Source organism: Kutzneria viridogrisea DSM 43870, from assembly GCF_000525635.1.
Lineage (GTDB): Bacteria > Actinomycetota > Actinomycetes > Mycobacteriales > Pseudonocardiaceae > Kutzneria > Kutzneria viridogrisea.
This window is the reverse complement of the sequence record NZ_CP007155.1, coordinates 2,865,475-2,883,567: the sequence shown is the minus strand read 5'-3', so window position 1 is coordinate 2,883,567 and position 18,093 is coordinate 2,865,475. Positions and strand designations below refer to the sequence as shown.

Genomic DNA, 18,093 nt, shown 5'->3' with positions numbered 1-18,093 from the left:
CCGATTTCAAGTTGACAACACCGTCTGGCGCGGCAGCCCCGGGTGGCCTAGCGTCGCCCCAATGGTGCCCCGAAAACGCGTGGTCGTGGCACTGGGAGCGGTCGCGCTGCTGGTCACGGCCGGTCTGCTGGTGAGAACGGTGCAGAACGTGGAAAGTGCACCCTCCGCCACCAAAACCATGGACAATTCGACACCGCGTCGAGTTGACAGATTCACCAGCGATGACGTTCTCGCCCCGCAACCAAGTGGCCCCCCGCCCGCACCGACTGGACTTGTGGCCACTTCCGCACCCAGCGGTCTACGCCTGAACTGGTCAGAAGTCAACGCGATCGGGTACGAAGTTCGTTGGAGCCGAACGGGCGAGTCGGAACACTCCGAACTGACCATCCCCCCTGAGTTCATGATCGGCAATCTGGCCGAGGGAACCGCATATGTAGTGCGAGTTCGCGCCGTGGACGCCTACGGGCGCCGTTCGGAACCGGCCGAGATCACCGCGACCCCGCGCGGGCAGGGCGACACCGGCTGGCGCTCCGCGCTGACCGGGCTGCTGGACGAGTTCGCCGACGACTCCGGCCTGCGCACCGACGCACCCGGCTCGCGCTGGCACGTGTCGGGCTACCGGGGCTGCGTGGAGGCGAACCCGGGCACAGGCGACAGGCGCGGACAGCTCGTGTTCGGGCTCCTGTGCGGCACCGACCAGGCCGTGCTGCGGGCGCGCAGCCCGCTGCTACTGCACGACCCGGTGCCCGGCACCGGCGAACTCGGCCGCGCCACCGTGATCACCGACGCCGCGGGGCCGTCGGGACAACTCGTCGTGGACCTCGTCCCCGGGCCGGTGGACCGGATCGGTTCGGCGCCCAACGCCCCGCTGCCCTCGGGCACGGTGCGCGTGGTCGTCAACGACAGCGGCGCCCGCGTGCTGGCCTCCGACACCGTGCCGAAGATCGCCGACGCGGGTGGCGCCAAGCCGGCGCCGCGGCGTGGAGTCGGTGTGCTGCACCGGTTCGAGGTCGTGCTGACCACCTCCGGCGTGCGCGTGTCGCAGGACGGCCAGCTGATCGCCACCGGCGGTGTGCTGCCCGACTGGAAGTCCGCCTCGGTGCTGTTCGGCTTCAACGGGCCGCCCGGGGTGAAGTCGCGCGTGCACGTGGACGCCGCCGGGTTCTCCGGGCCCGCGGCGCCCATGCCCGAGCTCTACGAGGTGCCCATCGTGCCCGCGACCCAGCGCGTGCTCGGCAGCGCGGACCAGGCCCCGGACATCGGCGTGTCCCGTGCCCCGCTGCTGGGCGCCAGGTCCGCGCGCGCCGTGCTCACCGTGTCGGCGGGCAGCGCGCTCGACCCCGGCAGGCTGGTGCTGCAACTCGGCGACAACCGCCTGCCGTTGACCCGTGCCGTGCCCGGACCCGGTGTGCCCGCCGGCGCCGAGGTCACCCTGTACGCCGACCTGCCCGCGGCACTGCTCGCACCCGGCGGGCCGGACCCGCTCAGCCCGTACACCGTGCGGTACACCGGCGATCCCGTCACCGCGACGGTCGTCGAGGGCTACCTGGAGATCCAGCCCGGTGGGCCCGTGCCAGGCACGTCGACACGACCCGGTGCTGCTGAGACCACTGTGGACGGTCTGCCCACCATCGCCACCACGGTGCACGACGCCGCGGGCGCCACGATCGACCCCGGCGAGCTGTCCCGCGGCCAGCGCGTGGCCATCGACGTGACACTCACCGGCACCGTCGCCCAGTGGGACAGCGGCGGGGTCGCCGGCGTGGCGGGCCTCCAGCTGTGGCTGGACGGCCGACTCGTGCTCGGGCTGCCCACCGACCTCGACGGGCCCGGACTCGGCGGGCGCTACAGCCTCGTACTCGGCGCCGACGTGCTCGGCCCCGGCCCACACGTGCTCGAAACCCGGGAATACGCCGCCGACCTGGCCGCACCACCCGTGTCCGAGCTGACCCAGCTCACCGTCAGGTGATGTTGTCCACCACGGCCTCGGCCACCGCCTTCATCGTGGTACGCCGGTCCATCGCCGTACGCTGGATCCAGCGGAACGCCTCCGGCTCGGTCAGCCCCTGCTTGCTCATCAGCAGGCCCTTCGCGCGCTCGATCACCTTGCGCGTCTCCAGCCGCTCGTTGAGGCTGGCCACCTCGTTCTCCAGGGCCTGCAACTCCGTGAACCGGCTCATCGCCAGCTCCACCGCGGGCACCAGGTCGCGCTTGGCGAACGGCTTCACCAGGTAGGCCATGGCGCCCGCGTCCCTCGCCCGCTCCACCAGCTCGCGCTGGCTGAACGCCGTCAGGATGACCACCGGCGCGATGCGCTGCCCCGCGATCGCCGAGGCCGCCTCGATACCGTCCACCTTCGGCATCTTCACGTCCAGGATCACCAGATCCGGCCGCAGCTCACCGGCCAGCCGGATCGCCTCCTCGCCGTCACCGGCCTCCCCGACGACCTGGTAGCCCTCCTCACGGAGCATCTCCACGAGATCGAGCCGGATCAACGCCTCGTCCTCGGCGACAAGCACGCGACGGGCAGCGCCCTGGGCCTGAGCCTGGGCCTCGGCAGCCTGCTGGGTCACCGTGCTCCTCCTGGTCGATCGGGGGCGGAAAACGCATTTTACCGAGCTGGCCGCCCACACGAGTCACCCCGAGGGCGTGATCAGGCATACACCCCTGACCAGCAGATGGCCACCCGAACGGACCCCCGGCGCACCCGCACCGCCCCCAGCGGGTTACGATCAGCACCACGCAGACGGCCCCCGTAGCCCAATTGGCAGAGGCAACGGATTCAAAACCCGTCCAGTGTCAGTTCGAATCTGACCGGGGGCACTCAACTGATCAAATACTTCTGCAGGTCAAACCAGGTCCAGTACGTGCCCCATGGAGGTGCTGTCAGCGGAGGTTTGGCGATACTGTGAAGGTCTCGGGGTTTGGTGAGTGCGCGGGTACCGGTGCTGCCGTGGCGGCAGTGGTAAGCGGCTCACCCATGGGCCTAGTGCGTGCCCGTGCGGCGCTCGCAGCGCACCAACTCAGCCGGGCAGCAGCCCAGGGCCTGCCCATGCCAGCTGTTCTCGAACACACGCATGGTTGGGCGGTGACAAAGTTGTCCCCGGACCGTCCAGGCATGGTGGACTGGGATGCGGGGCGGCTGAGCTGGCAGGCGCAACCACCCGGTTGGCCGCGATAGTCGGGGCATCCGGGCTTCGCGGGCGGCAGTCAACGGCCGCCCAGGAGGTCCAGTGCCGCCTCGATGGGGTCCAGCTTGGGGTTACCGATCCCGAAGCTCTCGATCGCGCGGCGATGGAGGTCGGCCAGGGTTTGGGCGGCGGCAGCGGTGTCGCCACGACCGTGTTCGGTGGTAGCGCGCTGGATGGTCGCGGTGATGTCGGTATCAGTGAGGAAATCGTGCCGTTGCCGGGCGCGGAACGGCTGTGTGGCGCGCGTTCGGCTCTTGGCGGGCGCCTCCGGTGGACGGACCTTGTCCGGGGTGCGATAGGGAATCGTCACGTCGGGTTGGAGCACAGGATTGGGCTCGGGTGCCCCGTTGACGGGCAGGTACGGCTCCAGGGTGGTGAGCACGTCTCCGATCTCCGGCCTGTCCTCTATGTCCTTCTCCAACAAGCCCAGCGTCAGGCCCTCTAGATCGCTGGGCAGCCGGCTGCCGTGCCGTGACGGTGGTACCGGCGGGTCCTCTAGGTGCTGCTTTTCCAATGACTTCCCGCCTTCTTCGATGAACGGCGGCCTAGCGGTGAGCAGGAAGTAGAATACGCAGCCTAGGCTATATAAATCGGATTGCACGACCTGCTCGCGGTTGCGGAACCGCTCCGGCGCCGCGTAAGCGTCGGTTCCAACGAAATTCCTGGTATACCTCGAGGCGCCCCCGTCCAACGGCAAGGCAATGCCGAAATCAATCACATAAACCACGCCGTTCTCGCCGACCATGAGGTTGTCAGGCTTCAAGTCACGGTGCAGGACCTTGTCCCTGTGGCAGGCGGCCAACGTCCTCGCGACGGACGTGCCGATCGCGGCGAACTCGGTTCGCCTGGGCAGGTTGACCTTCCGATAACAGGTCAGCTTCTTTCCTTCAATGTAGGTCATCGCTATGAAGGGCACCGACCCGTGCTCACCGTCGCCGACCACTGCTGGGATGTTCGGGTGGTCGAGTTTGCGCAGCAACCGACCCTCTTGGGTGAACCTCTTCATGGTTCGTTCATAGGCACCGGGATCCAGATCAACCGTTCCCGGCAACTGCGGGACCTTGACAACCACTTCCTTCCCTGACCGCAGGTCCCGCGCGAGGTAAGCGACCCCCATACCGCCCTCTCCAAGTTCCTCCCGCACCTGAAACTGGTGGCCGACAACGATGCCGGGAACCAGTCGCCGCCCCCGGGGCCTGTCCGCTCCACTCGCCATGGAAGCGAACTCTAGCCGACTGAATCTCGCGATCCACGTAACTTTCCGGCGCTTTCGCCGATAATCACGTCGATGAGGCCGGGAGAGCACAGGGGCACGCACCATCGGGATGGTACGGGGAGTCGAGGACAGGTGGTCCGCGTCAGCGCGACCGACGCCGGTTCCTCGGGCTGCCCTCAGGCGCTGGCGATCAAGGTGCGCCCAGCGTGGCGGGCCCGCGCCTATGGTGCTTCCGCGCTGTGCCACTTCACCTTGGGCCCCCTCATGGCCGCTCTCGACCGGGTCGAGTTCGCCGGACACGACGATGAGGCCGTCGTCGAGGAACTCCTGCAAACGCGAGGAGTATTCAGCTCCCGTGCGGCTCCTGCTCACCCTGGCCTGATTTCCTGGTCGGTCGAGGCTTTCCGCAACTACCGTGCCGCTTGGCGGACCCACCAGGCGACTGCTACCACTCGGTGCCCACGTCCCGTACGATCCGAGTGGGTGGTTGTGCATCACCGAGATCCCCCGGACCACCGTGATGTGCGCCGCTACGAACAGACCTGCTGGGGTCGCCGGTACCAGTCCGAGGACGGTTCCGTCCGGGAGATGTGGCTACTGGGTCTCACCACTCCGAAGGAGCGGCCCTCGGTCGTCTACGCGGCGGCGGCCAATGTCGCCGCGTTCGGCGGGCCGGCGTTACCGGAACGCGTGCGTGTGGTCGTGTTCGGGGCGATGTCGCCGGTCGCCGAGCAGTTCCCCGAATGGACCGTTGAGCAGGTTCGCCAGCGTGCTCAGAACGAGGTCGCGCCGAGACTCATCGCGGTCGTCGACGGCACTGAACGGCGAGCGGGTGGGGACTGTGCGCAGTGCATGCTGACGTCTGGGTGTGTCGCACTGCCCTCGGTCGACCTGTTGCCGGACGTCCCCGCCGTCCCCGGCCCAAAGCGAGCGCTCTCCGTCACTGACCTGCGACACTACCGGTCCTGCCCGGCGCGATACCACCTGCTGATGCAGCTGCACATCCGCGACGTCGAGACCGTCGAGAGCCAGCCGATCGTCGTGGGCAGGGCCGTCGACACCGCCTTGCGGGATCGTCACACAGGTGCTTCCCAACACCGTCGGTGCGGGCCCGACCAGCCGTTGGACGGTGCCGTCACCGCGCTCTCCGAGGAGAGCCGCAGCACAGCGAGCCGGATGCTGGCCCAGCACTCCGCGCTATGCCCATTCCCCGACGTCGAGGAGCACGACGGCGAGCCGCGGAACCTCGTCGTCGTCCACGACGAGAGGCTGGGCGTGGTGTTCATCGCCGCTCCTGATCTCCTCTACCCGCGGTCGGGCGGTTGGGTGTGGCGGGAGACCAAGACCTCGATGCACAGGCTGCCCCGCGACCGCCCCCTGCTGCAGCAGGTTCCCCAGTTGGCTCTGGCGGTCCTGATGCTGGCTTCCGGGGCACTGGGGCGCGACGCCGCACGGTCCCGGGTCGAGCTCGAGCAACTGCGCCCGAACGGATGTGCCTTGGAGGAGTTGGACCCCGGAAACCCAGTCGTCGTGGCGGAAGCCCGCGAGGTCATTGGCGGGATGGTGAGCCCGCTGCTGGCCGACACCGCCTACGAGCCGACACCCGGACGGGATTGCGCGGGCTGCGAGGTCCGCCGTTGGTGCGCGCCGGGTTCACAGTACGTGGCCGGGCAGGCAGGAGGCCCGCCTCGTGACCAGTGACAACCAGGATGAGCACCTGCTCGGCGCGGTGGCGAGCGCTTTGGTGACGATCGACGAGCTCCGCGACCTGACCGTGTTCCAGATGCCCTATCCGGCGACGGTCCAGCGTGCTCTGGATCGGATCGTGCTGCACTGCCTGCGCCGATACGCCCGCCCGCCCAAGTCCGTACCGGGGTTGGTCCGCTGGGGCTACGAGCGACACCTGGGAGGTTGGCCGTTGACGCTGCCCGACGGCGTCTACCCCGCAGACGGGTTCCTCGTCGACGCGGAGTCAGGTGCGCCGACCGCGCTCTGCCATGAGATCGCGCTCTGCGCGGAGACCGACAACCCACTACAGGAGGCATCGCGCCGGATGGCGACGATGACCGATCTCGCCAGCGAATACAGCCAGGCTCCGGCGTACGGCACGTTGCGAGGCGTGCTGGCGACGCACCCGGTGCTCACCAACGATCTGCTCAACAACGTGCGTTTTGCCAACAGGCTGGGTGCGCTGGACGAGCACCTGGGCGACTTCTACCACCCGATCGGGCTTGAGTACGAGATTGACGGCGCGGTCTTCCCCTGTGCGAACTGCAGCACCCCGCTGCGTCTGACAGCCGCAGGCTCGTGGTGGTGCGAGCGGGAGGAGTGCGGGACGGGAGGCGCGGTGTCCCCCGGTGCTCCACTGGACTGGGATGCCAAGGTCTTGATGCAGATGGGCAGAAAACACCGGCAGTTTGTCTCCGGCCCGGGCAGAACGGTTCTGCGCATAGCGAACAGCCTGAAGCTACCCGGGGTGACGGTCAGGCGTTGGCCGGTGCACGGACCCGGCGACCTGCGGGTGGAGCTGCCCGGTGTACACGCGTGGACCGCGCTCATCGTCGATTGGCACAGCCCGGTACTGCTCGGCAGGGCAATCGCGGTCGCGATGTCCCGATACGGCGCGGACACCGCGATCTGGGTCGTCGCCCAGTACAGGGTCGACGCCGACCCCGACTACCTACGGGTAGTCCGCGAGCACGCCACCGTGGCGACCGGAACCCCGCAGGTGTGCTCAGAGGAGGAGTTCACTGACATGGTCCGCCGCCACAGCAAGGAGAGCGGGCATGCGTAGCAAGAAGTGGTACTCCGAGATCGCCGATGAGCTCAGGCAAACTAGGCTGAGCTTGCCGCTGGAGGTGCTGTGCCCGGTCGAGTTGGGCCTCACCCTCTTGCACCGGATCGACAAGGGCCAGCCGCCGACGTCGGTGTGGGCACTGCTGGGCGGTTACCCGTTCGCCCAGGTCGCAGGCCTGGCGGATAAGCCGGAGCAGCACTGGATGATCACCTGCGTCCGGCACCGCCTGTGGCCCCTGCGCAGGCGGGGTGCATGGATCCAGGCGCTTCGGGATTACCAAGAAGTGGACTCCAGTCTCCGCGCCTTCCGGTTCGCCAAGGACCGCGACTCGTTCGAGTGGACGGGGACGACCGCGTTGACCAAGCGGTTCGAGGTCTACGACCGGGCACTGGAAACGCTGCCCGACCTAGTCGATCGGCATCTCGCACCGGCGGGAGCAGGCCGCTACCACTATTTCGACCGCGACGAGCGCGTGGAGGTCGAGATCCCGGACGACATCGCGGACCAGCCGGGAACGTCCCCGCAGCACGACTTGACGGCCCGTACTGCGACGAACGGCGCACCCCTGGCCATATCCTGGGCCGAACTGGAGGAGACCGCCGCGTGGATGGATGGGTGCGCCGAGCAAGACGGGCGGGCCAACTGGCACACCAGTATCCAGTCCACCCGGCTGCTTGTCCGCGACTCGCACGGACACGATTTCATCGAAGACACCAAAGACAAAGTGCTGCGGCTCGACGGGCTCCTGCACGCGGTCGGCATGGTCGGGGTGGGGAAGAGCACGCTGATGAAGGTGCTCGCGGTCTGGGCGGTCCGCCGGAACGAGCCGCTGCGGATCACGCTGGTGGTGAGTGATGTCGCCGATCAGCTGCGCACTGTGGAGGAGCTGCGCGGTTTCCTCGGCGAGCGAGCGGTCGTGCCGATAATCGGGTACTCGACACGCGAGCAGCACGTCGAGGGTCTGCACCGCAGGTTGGCGGCGAAAGGCCATCTGCTGTTGGCCGGGCACCACGAAGACAACGGGTTCGGAAACCTGAGCACCGCCTGCCCGCTCGACGCCCTCCGCGTCACGGAAAGGCCGGTGCGGTCGGTCGACGCACCGTGCTCGCGGCTCTACGACGCGGACGGCCATACCGACGACCGGCGGCGTCCGCGCCCGTCGGGCTGTCCGCTGTGGCACAGGTGCCCGAAGCACAGCGCTGCTCGCGATCAGGTCGGCGCAGGCGTGTGGATCGCCACGATGGCGTCGCTGGTCATGAGCCCGGTCCCCTCCGAGCTGAGCGGGGTGCGCCTGCGCCAACTCGAACTGGCATGCCTGCGCAGCGACATCATCGTCGTCGACGAAGCGGACCGGGTGATGATGAACCTGGACATGGTGTTCGCGCCTACCGCCACGCTCGTGTCCCGCGGTCCTCATTCGTGGCTAGACACCCTGCACACGCACAACATCCGCGAGCTCTCTCAAGCAGGCCGCCTGCAGCTGTCCAACCGCAAGGTGCGGGACTGGGAGGTGGCGCTGTCCGTGGTCACCAGCGCCACGAACCTGCTCTACTCGATGCTGATCGCGGACAAGGACCTGCGGGAGTGGGTGGGGATCGAGTACTTCAACTCCTGGACACTGCAGGGGAAGATCCTGCCCGAGCTGTTTCCGGCAGACGACTCAGCGGACGACGGCGAGTCCGCCACCGAGCCGGAGAACCCAGCAGCCCCGGCGGACGACCCCAGGTCACCGCGCAGCCAGGTTGAAGTGGCGTTCGACCAGTTCCGCGACGACCCGCTGGGCGATGACGGCCCCTACGGCACCGTGGCCGACCGCTTGGCCGCAGCGACGCAGGACCTGCTGCACACGCTGAACCCGCAGGCCGCCGCAAGACGGTTGGGCGTGGTGCTCAACGAGCTGCGGGCGATCGGCACGGACACCGAGCCCAGCCCAGCAGCAGAGGACGACTCCCTCGTGCGCAAGCTGGAGTTCACGTTGCTGCTGTCGGCCCTGCACCACCGGCTGGACCGGCTGACCTACCTGTGGCCGCAGGTCGAGGACGCGATGCGACTGGACTCCACGGACAACGAGCTGGTCCGCAGACCGCCGATGGACTACATGCCGCTCGTGCCGGAGTCCCCCATGGGCAACGTCCTGGGCTTTCAGTACGTCGTCGACGAGCAGGACGCCACAGGTGACGGGATGACTGGAACGCTGCGCTTCTTCCGGTGCACCGGGGTCGGCCGGGAACTGCTGTTCTCGCTTCCCGCACTGGGTGCCGACACCGCTGCGGGCCGCGGGGGCCCGCACGTGCTGCTGCTGTCGGGTACCAGTTGGGCCGGGACATCCACCCGAGCGCACGTCGTCATCCCGGTTGGCGCAGTCCTCCGGCCGTCACCCGAGGCCGAGCAGCGGTTGCGAGACACCGTTTTCACTACGCGGTTCTTCTACGACGACGACGGGGAGCCCATCAGCCTCTCCGGGCAGTCCCGCAAGGTCCGGCCGTCGGTTCTGCGGGCCCTGGTGGACAAGCTCGGCAAGGCAGGGCCGAGCGGGATGTCGCCGCTACAGGAGGAGATCCAGGCGGTCGAAGACCCCAACAGGCACCGCGCCCTGCTTCTCGTCGGCAACTACCAGGACGCCCAAGCCGCAGCGGACCAGTTGAACGCCATGCCCGAATGGCACGGCCACGTCAAGGCGCTCGTGGCGGACAACGCCGACCTCACCGAAGCAGTCAGCGGCGGCGCGGATGACCTCGGTCGGGCCGGGGTGATACGCCGCGGGGACGTGGGGCTCTTCGCCACCGACTCCATGGCCCGGGTACTCGTCGCGCCAATGCTCGCCATCGAACGAGGGCACAACATCCTCAACCACGAGACCAACGAGGCGGCGCTCGGCGTGGCGCTGTTGCTCACCAGGCCGCATCCCGTGCCCACCGACGTCGGCCTCTCCGTGCTCGCTGTCAACGACTGGGAGAGCCGCTTCACCCGCGGCCTATACCAGCCGGCGGATTCCGAGCCTGCGTCGCTGACCGAACTAGTGACCGCGCACGACTCACTCGACGCCGCCGCCCAGGAGTTTCGGGCCATGGCGCGCAGCAGGTGGGGGCGGCTGCTGACCCGCCGGTACGCGTACTCCGCGCTGAGCCGGGAAGAGATGCGGTCCTTCGCTTGGGACCAGTTGGTCGTCCTCTGGCAGGTGATCGGCAGACTCGTCCGCGGCGGGGTCGCCGCCCGGGTCGTGTTCGTCGACGCGCAGTTCGCCCGCAGGCGCGCTGCGGCGGAGGCACCCGTGGCCCGGCGGTCAGCCGTGCGGCGCGACCACGTCCGGACCAGCCTGCTTTACGGCATTCGGGAAGCCCTGCGCCCGTACTTCGCCCCGAGGCCGGACGACGACGGGGTCGACCTGGCGGACGCGCACCTTGCGGATCTGCTTTACAAGCCCGTCTACCTGGCCTTGTGCGAGATGCTCGACCAAGTCGACCTGAATAGCGCTGTCACCGACTCCGGGGAGGGGTGACCCATGGCCCAGCGCTACACGGCGATCCGCCGGGCGGCATACGAGCCCACCGGGGACCAAGACGGACTCACCGTCGGCTTTCACACGTTGGAGTTCCCCGAACAGGTCGCCGCACGGGTGCTCGACCTCTACAACCTGACCCGGGAGGGCCGTGCCCGTGCGCTGGTACCGCCGACCCGCCGCTTGGATTCCCTACTCCAGGCACTGGATATGCGCCTCGGGGTACTGCCGCGCTCGGTCGCGGCCGACGCGGGACCACGGACGTGGCTGTATTGCCCGGTGGACGCGCCCGACGAGCCGCTGCCGGTCCCGGTCCTGTTGCGGGTCCTGGATTACTGGATCGAGGAGCTGCAGCCCGGACCGAAGCACGCGGAAGCGGTCGCCGAGGTGTGCGAAGCGCTACGCGACCACGCACCTGTCTGGCAGCGAAAGGAGGTCCCGCTGCTGCGGTGCGAGCTCAGCGGCGGCGGGACCGCACAGCCAGCGGGCGTGCAGTACCTGCTCGCAACGCAGCACTTCGCCCAGCGTATCCAGGACCTAGAGCCCTACAACTCCGGCGAGCACTTGCTGCGGTTCCGCTCCGTGGCACGCCAAGCCCGTCAGCAGGGTGCGGAGCTGATGTCCCAGCCTCTCCCCTATGACGACGAGCACAAGCGGCGATGGTGGTTCTCGGTGGTCGCCACCGTCACCCTGCACACGGTGCCGTTCCACCCGCGTCCCCGGGTGCACCTGCGTTTCGGCGTGCGTCGGTGGGCGACACATCCCGAGCCGAAAACCGGGCTGCTGCGCCTGGGTTTCCGCCGGGGCAGCGCTGTGTACCTGCGCCCGCTGGCACCATGGCTTCCCGACGTCCCGGTCAGCGACCGGTACAGCGTGGCGCATGTGGTCAAACGCGGAGACGGGCATGTGTGGCGGACCGGGGACCCCGCGCTGCTGATGGCGCGGCTCGCACTTCGCACCCGGCCCTTCCCGGAACCTGCGAGCCTGCTCAGCGAACCGCGACGGTGGTTCGAGGGCGAGCGGGGGGTCGACGCGTTGGTCGTGCACAACACGCACATGGGTGAGCACGGTGTCGGCGCGGGCTTCATGTCCCACGAGCGGTCGCGCTTGGTTGAGTGGGCTGAGCAGGCACTAGTACCGGACCTGGTCCGCGTCGCCGACCTCACCCGGTCACCGCTACCCGCCAACAAGCCGGCCAATGCCCGCCAAAGCGGGTCCCGCGAGCGGACCGCGGCGGCCAAGGTCATACTCCAACGCACCCGACGCGCGTCGCTGGCCACACTCTACGCGGAGTGGTCCGGCACACCGGAGTTCACCCCCCGACTGCTGTGGCGCTCCGAGCAGACCCGCGACGCGGCCGTAGCCGCCCTCGCCGCAGTACTCGGCCTCAACGGGGATGGCGGCGCGAGCCAGGTGAGCGCGCAGGCCCACGACCGCAGCGGCCGCGGCCACCCCGTTGTGCTGCGGTGGCAGACACCGGAGCTGGTGGTGACGCTGAGCTGCCTGCGCATGGACAACGGATTGGCGGACAGCCTGGGGGTGGTCCAGGAGCCTCCCAAAGGCCGGGCGGACCGGGCCGCCCAAGCGGTCCGCAAGCGCCGTGCGGACATGGGTGAGTTCCTGGCCAAAGACGGCGCGAACGCGGCGGTGCCATCGGTCGCGATCGTGGAGATCCCGGGCAAGACCGTGTTCAGCAGCATGAACGATCCCAAGTTCGCGCTGCGGCTCGGCGCGGCGGACAGCGGGGTCGTGACCCAGTTCATCGTCTCCCCTATGTCTTCCCGCGCGGTGAAGTCGTTGGCCGCCGCGGCCGAGTCCTCCTGGGTGGACGCGATCCGGCAGCTGGGTGCCGTGGTCGTTCCGCTCACCGACGTTCCGGCCGGTCTACCCGCCCGGACGCAGTACCTCGCTGTCTGGATGGCGACGAAAGCTCGCGGCAGCACCGCGTACTCGGCCAAAGGGAAGTTTCCGGTCGCCGTGCTGGTGCGCCCCGGGGCCGACGGACCGGACGCGGTGCTGGGCTGGGACGCCGAGGCGGTCGCTGGGATGGGGGCATGGACGGCGTACCCGCGCTACCTGACCCGGCTCCCTGCCCTCGCTGCGGTCTCCGACCACGACCTGGCCGACGCGGACGACCACGACGCACCGTGGTTCGACTGGTCACGGAACCTGGATGAACAGCGGGCCGCGACGGAGGAGTTCCTGCACCGGGTGCTCTCCTCGGAACACGTGCGCGGAAGACCCACCGTTCTCCTTGTCGACGCGCAGAACATCAGGTTCCTGTGGACGTGGGTGCAGGACGGCCGGGTGGAGCGGGACCTCATCCGCACCGGCCTCGCGCCCGCAGGCCGCCCGAACCCCTGGCTACGGCTGGTGAGACTGCGCACCGGGGACCAGCAGGAGACTCCGCAGTGGTGGGGTCTCGCCAGTTCCGAAGGGGTGAACGGTCTGCCCGCCAACCTGTGGGAGAGCGGTGGACAGGAGGACGACAGGGTCTTCTACAGCACCACCCCCAAAGCCTCCACCGCCCAAAGTTCTGCGGTGGAGGCGCACAAGCTGAACCGCAGGAAGCTCCGCAAGGGCGAACGTGCGGGTCAATGGACTATCGATGTCGACCAACCCGCATGGAACCCCGACCTCGTGGAGATCGCGGTGCTCAGCTGCCACCTCGGCGACGGCGACGATCCACACGCCTTGGCAATGGCCGTCCACCAGCTGCGGCAGGCCCCGGACTACCGTGACGCGCTCCGCCGACCGCTGCCGCTGCACCTCGCCCAGAAGGCACAGGAGTACATCCTGCCGATGAGGAAAGCGGACGAGGAGGACGCACCCGACCCCGAGTCGCCGGACGATTCCACCGCCGGGTACTCCGGGAACTGAAGCACCTCAGGCACTGCCCTCGGCCGTCTCCTTGATCCGGCTTCTCGCAGCGTTGAGTATCCGCTTGTCCTCAGGCTCGAGTATCTGCTTGTCCTGGGAGTCCTTGGGCTGGAGTTGCTCGTAGATGGCCACACAGCTCAGCAGCGCGTCTCGTTCGTCCTCAGCGCGCCCCACTGCCCGGTAGGCCTGGGCCAGCCCGTCGAGCACCCGCGCCTCGTTGATCGGCGCCCTCGAGTCGATATAGCAGGCACGTGCCGCCTCTCCGTGGGCGATTGCCTCGGTGTAGCGCTTCAACTGCATGTGGCAACTCAGCAGGACACGATGCAGGGCCGCCCGGTTGTACGGGGTGCTCGCCCGCACCATCAGCTCGACGGCGAAAGCCTCCCGACTGAGCACGCGCTCTGGTTCCCCCAACTCGAGGTGGCAATGGATCTCGGTGGGAAGGGCGGCCGCCACGCCGCGCTCGTCCGCCATGTCCGCGTAGAGACGTCCGGCGGTCGTCGCGTGGTGGCGCGCCGCCTCCCACCGGCCCATGTCCTCTTGGAGGACACCCATCTGCTGGTGCCCGTGGGCCACTTCGAGCGGGTCGCCGATGCGTTCGGCGAGGGTGATCGAGGTCGTCAGATTGCGCTCCGCTGCACCGGTCTTGTGCAGCTTGCGTTGGATGTTGCCCAGCACCCGGCGGCAGACGGCTTGGTACCGGATGCGTTCCCGCTCGGCCAGCTCGTCTTTGTCGATCTCGCACGCCGAAACCAGCAGGCGTTCCGCGGTGAGCCAGGGGCCGTTGCGGGTGTGGTAGCAGCACAACGCGAGTGGCAGACGCCACCGGTAAGCTGTGAACGGTCGGAAATCCAACGAGTCCAGTACCGCGACCAGTGTGTCGTGCTCGCGGTCGAACCATTGCGTCCCGCCGGCCTCGTCCGCAGGGGCGGGAAGCGGAGCGCCTTCGTCCGCAACAAGGTCGTCCGGGAGTTCCCGGCCCGAACGTAGTGCGCGGTCGCACTGCCGGGCGGCAGTCAACAACCACCCCAGCAGTCGCTCCCGTACTTCGGCCACTTCCGATTCCGACCGTTCCTCGGCCGCGCGTTCCAAGGCGAACGCCCGGACCAGGTCGTGGAGACCAAACCGGTCGTCCGCCAACGGGTCCAGCAGGTTGCCGCGCACGAGTTCATCGACGGCGTCTTCTGCAGTATGCTTCGGAAGTCCGGACAGGAAGACGACGACATCCCGGTGGACGGTGGGACCGGGGTAGATCGCGATGACTTGTAGCACCTTGGCCGCTCCACGTGAAAGCGGCGCGTAGGACAAGCTCAGTGAATCACGCAACGCCGTCTCCCCATCGGGTTTCGCCCCCACCAACGCGGCCGCCGAGCCCAGTCTCGCCAACAACCTCTCCAGGGTGGAGCCCTGGTTCAGGCGGGCCTGCGCAACGACGAGCTTGACCGCGAGCGGAATTCCGCCGCACGCTTCCATGAGCTTGCGGGCCGCGAAGGGCTCCGCCGTAACCCGAGCGGTACCGACAGCATCGCGCAACACCTCTAAGCACGAGTCGAGTGTGATCGGGCGCAAAGGCAGCACCCGCGCGCCCACAACGGCTGGGGCGGTGACGGCCGCCCGCGTCGTGATGACCGTGCGGCTGTGCTCGCCCGCCGCCACCAGGTCCGCGGCGTGCCGGTGGTCACGGGCGTTGTCGATGACGACCAACACAGCGCGGGTGTTCACCGCTGTCCGGTACGCAGCCAGCACGTCGCCACCGCCCAGGCCAGTTCCCGGGATACCGAGAGCCTTGGCGAACCCCTTCAGCACGGCCGCAGGCTCCACCGGCCCCGTAGGGGAGAAGCCCCGCAGGTCGGCGAAGAGGACCCCGTCCGGGAAGTGCTCGACCACACCGTGCGCCCAATTCACCGCCAGCTCCGTCTTGCCCATGCCGCCCAGCCCGTAGACGGTGACGACCCGGACCTCGCTGTCCGGGGCGGTCAACTCTCCCAGCACGGCGAGTTCGAAATCGCGATCGCGCAACTCTGCTCGGACGGGCGGCAGCTGGTGCGGCGATCCCGCCGGCACTGCCTTGGACACCAGCCGCGCCTCGGCGACGAGCGACTTGGCCTCCACACGCAGCGCGGCGTGCAGTGGACCCGACTCTCTGGGCGCCTCTTCCCGTCTACGCAGATCATCGATGATCGCCTGCGCCTGACCGCACCGGGACCACATGTGCCACAACGCAGACCGGATCTCATCGTCGTCCACGAACAGCTCGTCGGCACGCTCCGCGTGGGCGGCGGCCTGTTCCTCACCTTCCTGTTCCGCGCAGAGCCGGATCAGCTCCAGGAAAGCCCGACGTCCCTCGGCACGCAGCTCCACCGTCTCTCGACTCACCCACCGCGGTTCCAAGTTGGCCAGCGGAGGACCTTGCCACAACTCCGCCGCCGCGAAGAGAAGAGGCAGCTTCTGGTGCGCTAGCAGCCCTTTCACTCCGACGACCTTGTCACGAAAACGCCAGAGATCGACCTCCTCCCGCTTCAACGCCAGTCGTAGAACTGAACGCTCATTCTTCTTCACCACCTCGACACCCGCGCAGGCCCGCAGCTTCGCGCCGTAGGAACGCAGGGTGGCTGGGGATTTCGTCCCGAAGCGGCTGGCCAGTTCGTCGTAACCGACTCTGCCGCCGGAGACCGCTGCGATCGCCAGGACCGTGAGCAGGCGCGGCTCCAACCGCACCGGCATGCCGTCCACCAGCAGTCGCACGGCACCAAGGACCTGCAGGTCGATCACGGGCTCGCCCATCGCGATCAAGTGAACCACACCTCGTCCGCTGCCCGGATTGCCCGTCCCAACTCCCCACGCTTTCCCCACGGTTCCCCCACGCCCAGCCACCACGCTGTCCTTGTCAGAATCAGCGCCCAGGAGGGAAGGCAAGATGGGATTGCGGAATCCGCACCGCTTGACGCCGTGGTGGGCAGCCGCGGGCGGTGTGCAGACGTATGGGGTACGACGGGTGGTGCTGGTGGTCGTGCACAGCGTCGCGGCGGGCGAGCGGGTACTTGCGGCCGCCCGCGCAGTCGAGGGTCTGCCAGGCGTCCAGGTCGTGTTCACCCAGTCCCCCGGACCCGCCGACAACCGGGTGGCGGACTTTCTCATCGGCACTGACGCGCTCACCACCCCGTGGGAACGCGCTGCACTCGAGCGGTTTGACCTGGTGATCGCAGCCAGTCCGACCAGCGTCGGCACGCTGCGGGGAGCGTTGCTGCTGCTGCCCGAGGTATCCACGGATGGTGAAATCGTCGACCACAACGGCAGGCGGTGTGTCCCCGCCCTCAACGGCCTGCTCCGCCAACGGGCGGTCGACCCCGACACGGTGGTCATCGGCCTGCCGCACGACGCCGCCGTCGCCGCGCTCCAAGCCGCCTCGCCAGGCACCAGGCGACACGCCGTCGTCATCGGCGATCCCGCGTACGACTACCTGCTCGACGCCCTCGCCCACCGGGACGCCCATCGCGAGCGCCTGGGGGTCCACCGCGACCAGCGGTTGGGCATCGTGTTGTCGACCCGGGGACCAGACTCGCTGCTCGGCAGGTCACCGGCCCTGTTCGGGCGGATCGCCGCCGATCTGCCGACATCAGGCGACCGGTTGATCTGCCACCTGCACCCCGACGTGTGGGTACGGCATGGCAGACGCCAAGTGCTGGCGTGGGCCGGGCCACTGGTGCGGGCCCGAATGCGGTTCCTGCGTCTCGGGCAGGGCTGGCAGGTCCCTATCGCGGCAGCGGACTACGTCGTGGGCGACCACGGTGCGCTGACCGCCTATGCCGCAGCCACCGGGAAACCGGTGTACTTGGCCAACCCGGTGCCCTCCACCGCGCCGGACTCGCTGGGTGAGGCCGTCGCCCGGTACGGCAGGTTCCTGGATCCGGCTGTGTCACTAGGGGCTCAATTTGACTGGACGGCGCGTCCCAGCGCCTCGGTAGTCCGACGCGTCACCTCCGTCCCGGGCAGGTCGGCCGACCTGCTGCGTACGGAGTGCCTCCGTCTGCTGCGGATCACAGACTCGGCCCGACAAACGGTCGACGACCTCTAGGAGAGGAGAAACCAATATGCCCGTCATCCAGACCTTCCCCCGTTCTGGCGGAGGTGGCGGCACCGGCGACCGCGCCCAGTCTAGGGAAAGTGGATGAGGTTGTGCTGGGCCCGGCCGGTGATTCTAGTCGGGCCCGGTTCGTCGTCAGCCGGGGTTGAAGATGCGGTATAGGAAGCGACGGGCCCGCCCTTCTTGAGGGTTGCCGATCACCTGCGAACTGGGGCCACCCTTGACGATAGGGCTGGCGTCGAGGAAGAGGACTTGGTCGGCTACTTGTTCGGCGAAATGTATTCGTGGGTGACGACGGCGGTGGCGAGGTCTTTGATGACAGACATGACTTCGTCGACGATCGACCTCGCCGCAGGCCAGGCCGTCGGCCTGCAACGGGCGTCAACCTGAGGATGACGTTCTCGGCGTTCATCGTGCACCACAGGT

The 18,093-nt window shown here is 68.4% G+C and carries 9 protein-coding genes and 1 tRNA gene; 7 read left to right on the top strand and 3 right to left on the bottom strand.

What is annotated here, in order from left to right; genetic code table 11:
* The first annotated feature begins 61 nt into the window (after positions 1 to 61).
* On the top strand, positions 62 to 1,969 hold the full coding sequence (locus tag KALB_RS12880; protein ID WP_081789318.1) for a fibronectin type III domain-containing protein: 1,908 nt from the start codon (positions 62 to 64) through the stop codon (positions 1,967 to 1,969).
* On the opposite strand, the gene KALB_RS12875 is transcribed toward KALB_RS12880, so the two are convergent.
* Positions 1,962 to 2,573 (bottom strand): ANTAR domain-containing response regulator, encoded by a 612-nt coding sequence (locus KALB_RS12875; RefSeq protein ID WP_025356127.1) that lies wholly within the window; start codon positions 2,571 to 2,573, stop codon positions 1,962 to 1,964. The genes KALB_RS12880 and KALB_RS12875 overlap by 8 nt on opposite strands.
* Positions 2,574 to 2,749: 176 nt before the next feature.
* Between KALB_RS12875 and KALB_RS12870 the strand changes: the two genes are divergently transcribed.
* A tRNA-Leu gene (locus KALB_RS12870) sits at positions 2,750 to 2,823 on the top strand.
* A 387-nt stretch (positions 2,824 to 3,210) separates the two neighbouring features.
* On the opposite strand, the gene KALB_RS12865 is transcribed toward KALB_RS12870, so the two are convergent.
* Entirely contained in the window at positions 3,211 to 4,407 is a 1,197-nt protein-coding gene (locus tag KALB_RS12865) for a serine/threonine-protein kinase (protein ID WP_042220344.1), read from the bottom strand.
* Positions 4,408 to 4,890: 483 nt separating this feature from the next.
* On the opposite strand from KALB_RS12865, the gene KALB_RS12860 reads away from it, so the two are divergent.
* Genes KALB_RS12860 through KALB_RS12845 form a run of 4 tightly spaced genes read left to right on the top strand, consistent with a single transcriptional unit; the run spans position 4,891 to position 13,583 of the window.
* Positions 4,891 to 6,108 carry a PD-(D/E)XK nuclease family protein gene (locus tag KALB_RS12860; protein WP_201771917.1) on the top strand — a complete coding sequence of 406 codons (1,218 nt, stop codon included), beginning with the start codon at positions 4,891 to 4,893 and terminating at the stop codon, positions 6,106 to 6,108.
* Positions 6,098 to 7,201 (top strand): pPIWI_RE_Y domain-containing protein, encoded by a 1,104-nt coding sequence (locus tag KALB_RS12855; protein WP_025356124.1) that lies wholly within the window; start codon positions 6,098 to 6,100, stop codon positions 7,199 to 7,201. Before KALB_RS12860 ends, KALB_RS12855 begins: the two co-directional genes overlap by 11 nt.
* Positions 7,194 to 10,703 carry a pPIWI_RE_Z domain-containing protein gene (locus KALB_RS12850; RefSeq protein WP_025356123.1) on the top strand — a complete coding sequence of 1,170 codons (3,510 nt, stop codon included), beginning with the start codon at positions 7,194 to 7,196 and terminating at the stop codon, positions 10,701 to 10,703. The genes KALB_RS12855 and KALB_RS12850 overlap by 8 nt, the downstream gene beginning before the upstream one ends.
* Positions 10,704 to 10,706: 3 nt before the next feature.
* On the top strand, positions 10,707 to 13,583 hold the full coding sequence (locus KALB_RS12845; RefSeq protein WP_025356122.1) for a pPIWI_RE module domain-containing protein: 2,877 nt from the start codon (positions 10,707 to 10,709) through the stop codon (positions 13,581 to 13,583).
* Positions 13,584 to 13,589: 6 nt separating this feature from the next.
* Here the strand turns inward: KALB_RS12845 and KALB_RS12840 are convergent, their stop codons facing one another.
* Complete coding sequence (locus KALB_RS12840; protein ID WP_201771916.1) at positions 13,590 to 16,376, bottom strand: NB-ARC domain-containing protein; 2,787 nt, start codon at positions 16,374 to 16,376, stop codon at positions 13,590 to 13,592.
* Positions 16,377 to 16,578: 202 nt separating this feature from the next.
* On the opposite strand from KALB_RS12840, the gene KALB_RS12835 reads away from it, so the two are divergent.
* Positions 16,579 to 17,658: a hypothetical protein gene (locus KALB_RS12835; protein WP_236650243.1), complete on the top strand. Its 1,080-nt coding sequence runs from the start codon at positions 16,579 to 16,581 to the stop codon at positions 17,656 to 17,658.
* Positions 17,659 to 18,093 lie beyond the last annotated feature (435 nt).

What these genes read in the sequence shown, in the direction of transcription:
- KALB_RS12850 (WP_025356123.1), top strand. Translation starts at nt 7,194, where the DNA reads ATGCGTAGCAAGAAGTGGTACTCCGAGATCGCCGATGAGCTCAGGCAA.
- KALB_RS12845 (WP_025356122.1), top strand. Translation starts at nt 10,707, where the DNA reads ATGGCCCAGCGCTACACGGCGATCCGCCGGGCGGCATACGAGCCCACC.
- KALB_RS12865 (WP_042220344.1), bottom strand. Translation starts at nt 4,407, where the DNA reads ATGGCGAGTGGAGCGGACAGGCCCCGGGGGCGGCGACTGGTTCCCGGC.
- KALB_RS12880 (WP_081789318.1), top strand. Translation starts at nt 62, where the DNA reads ATGGTGCCCCGAAAACGCGTGGTCGTGGCACTGGGAGCGGTCGCGCTG.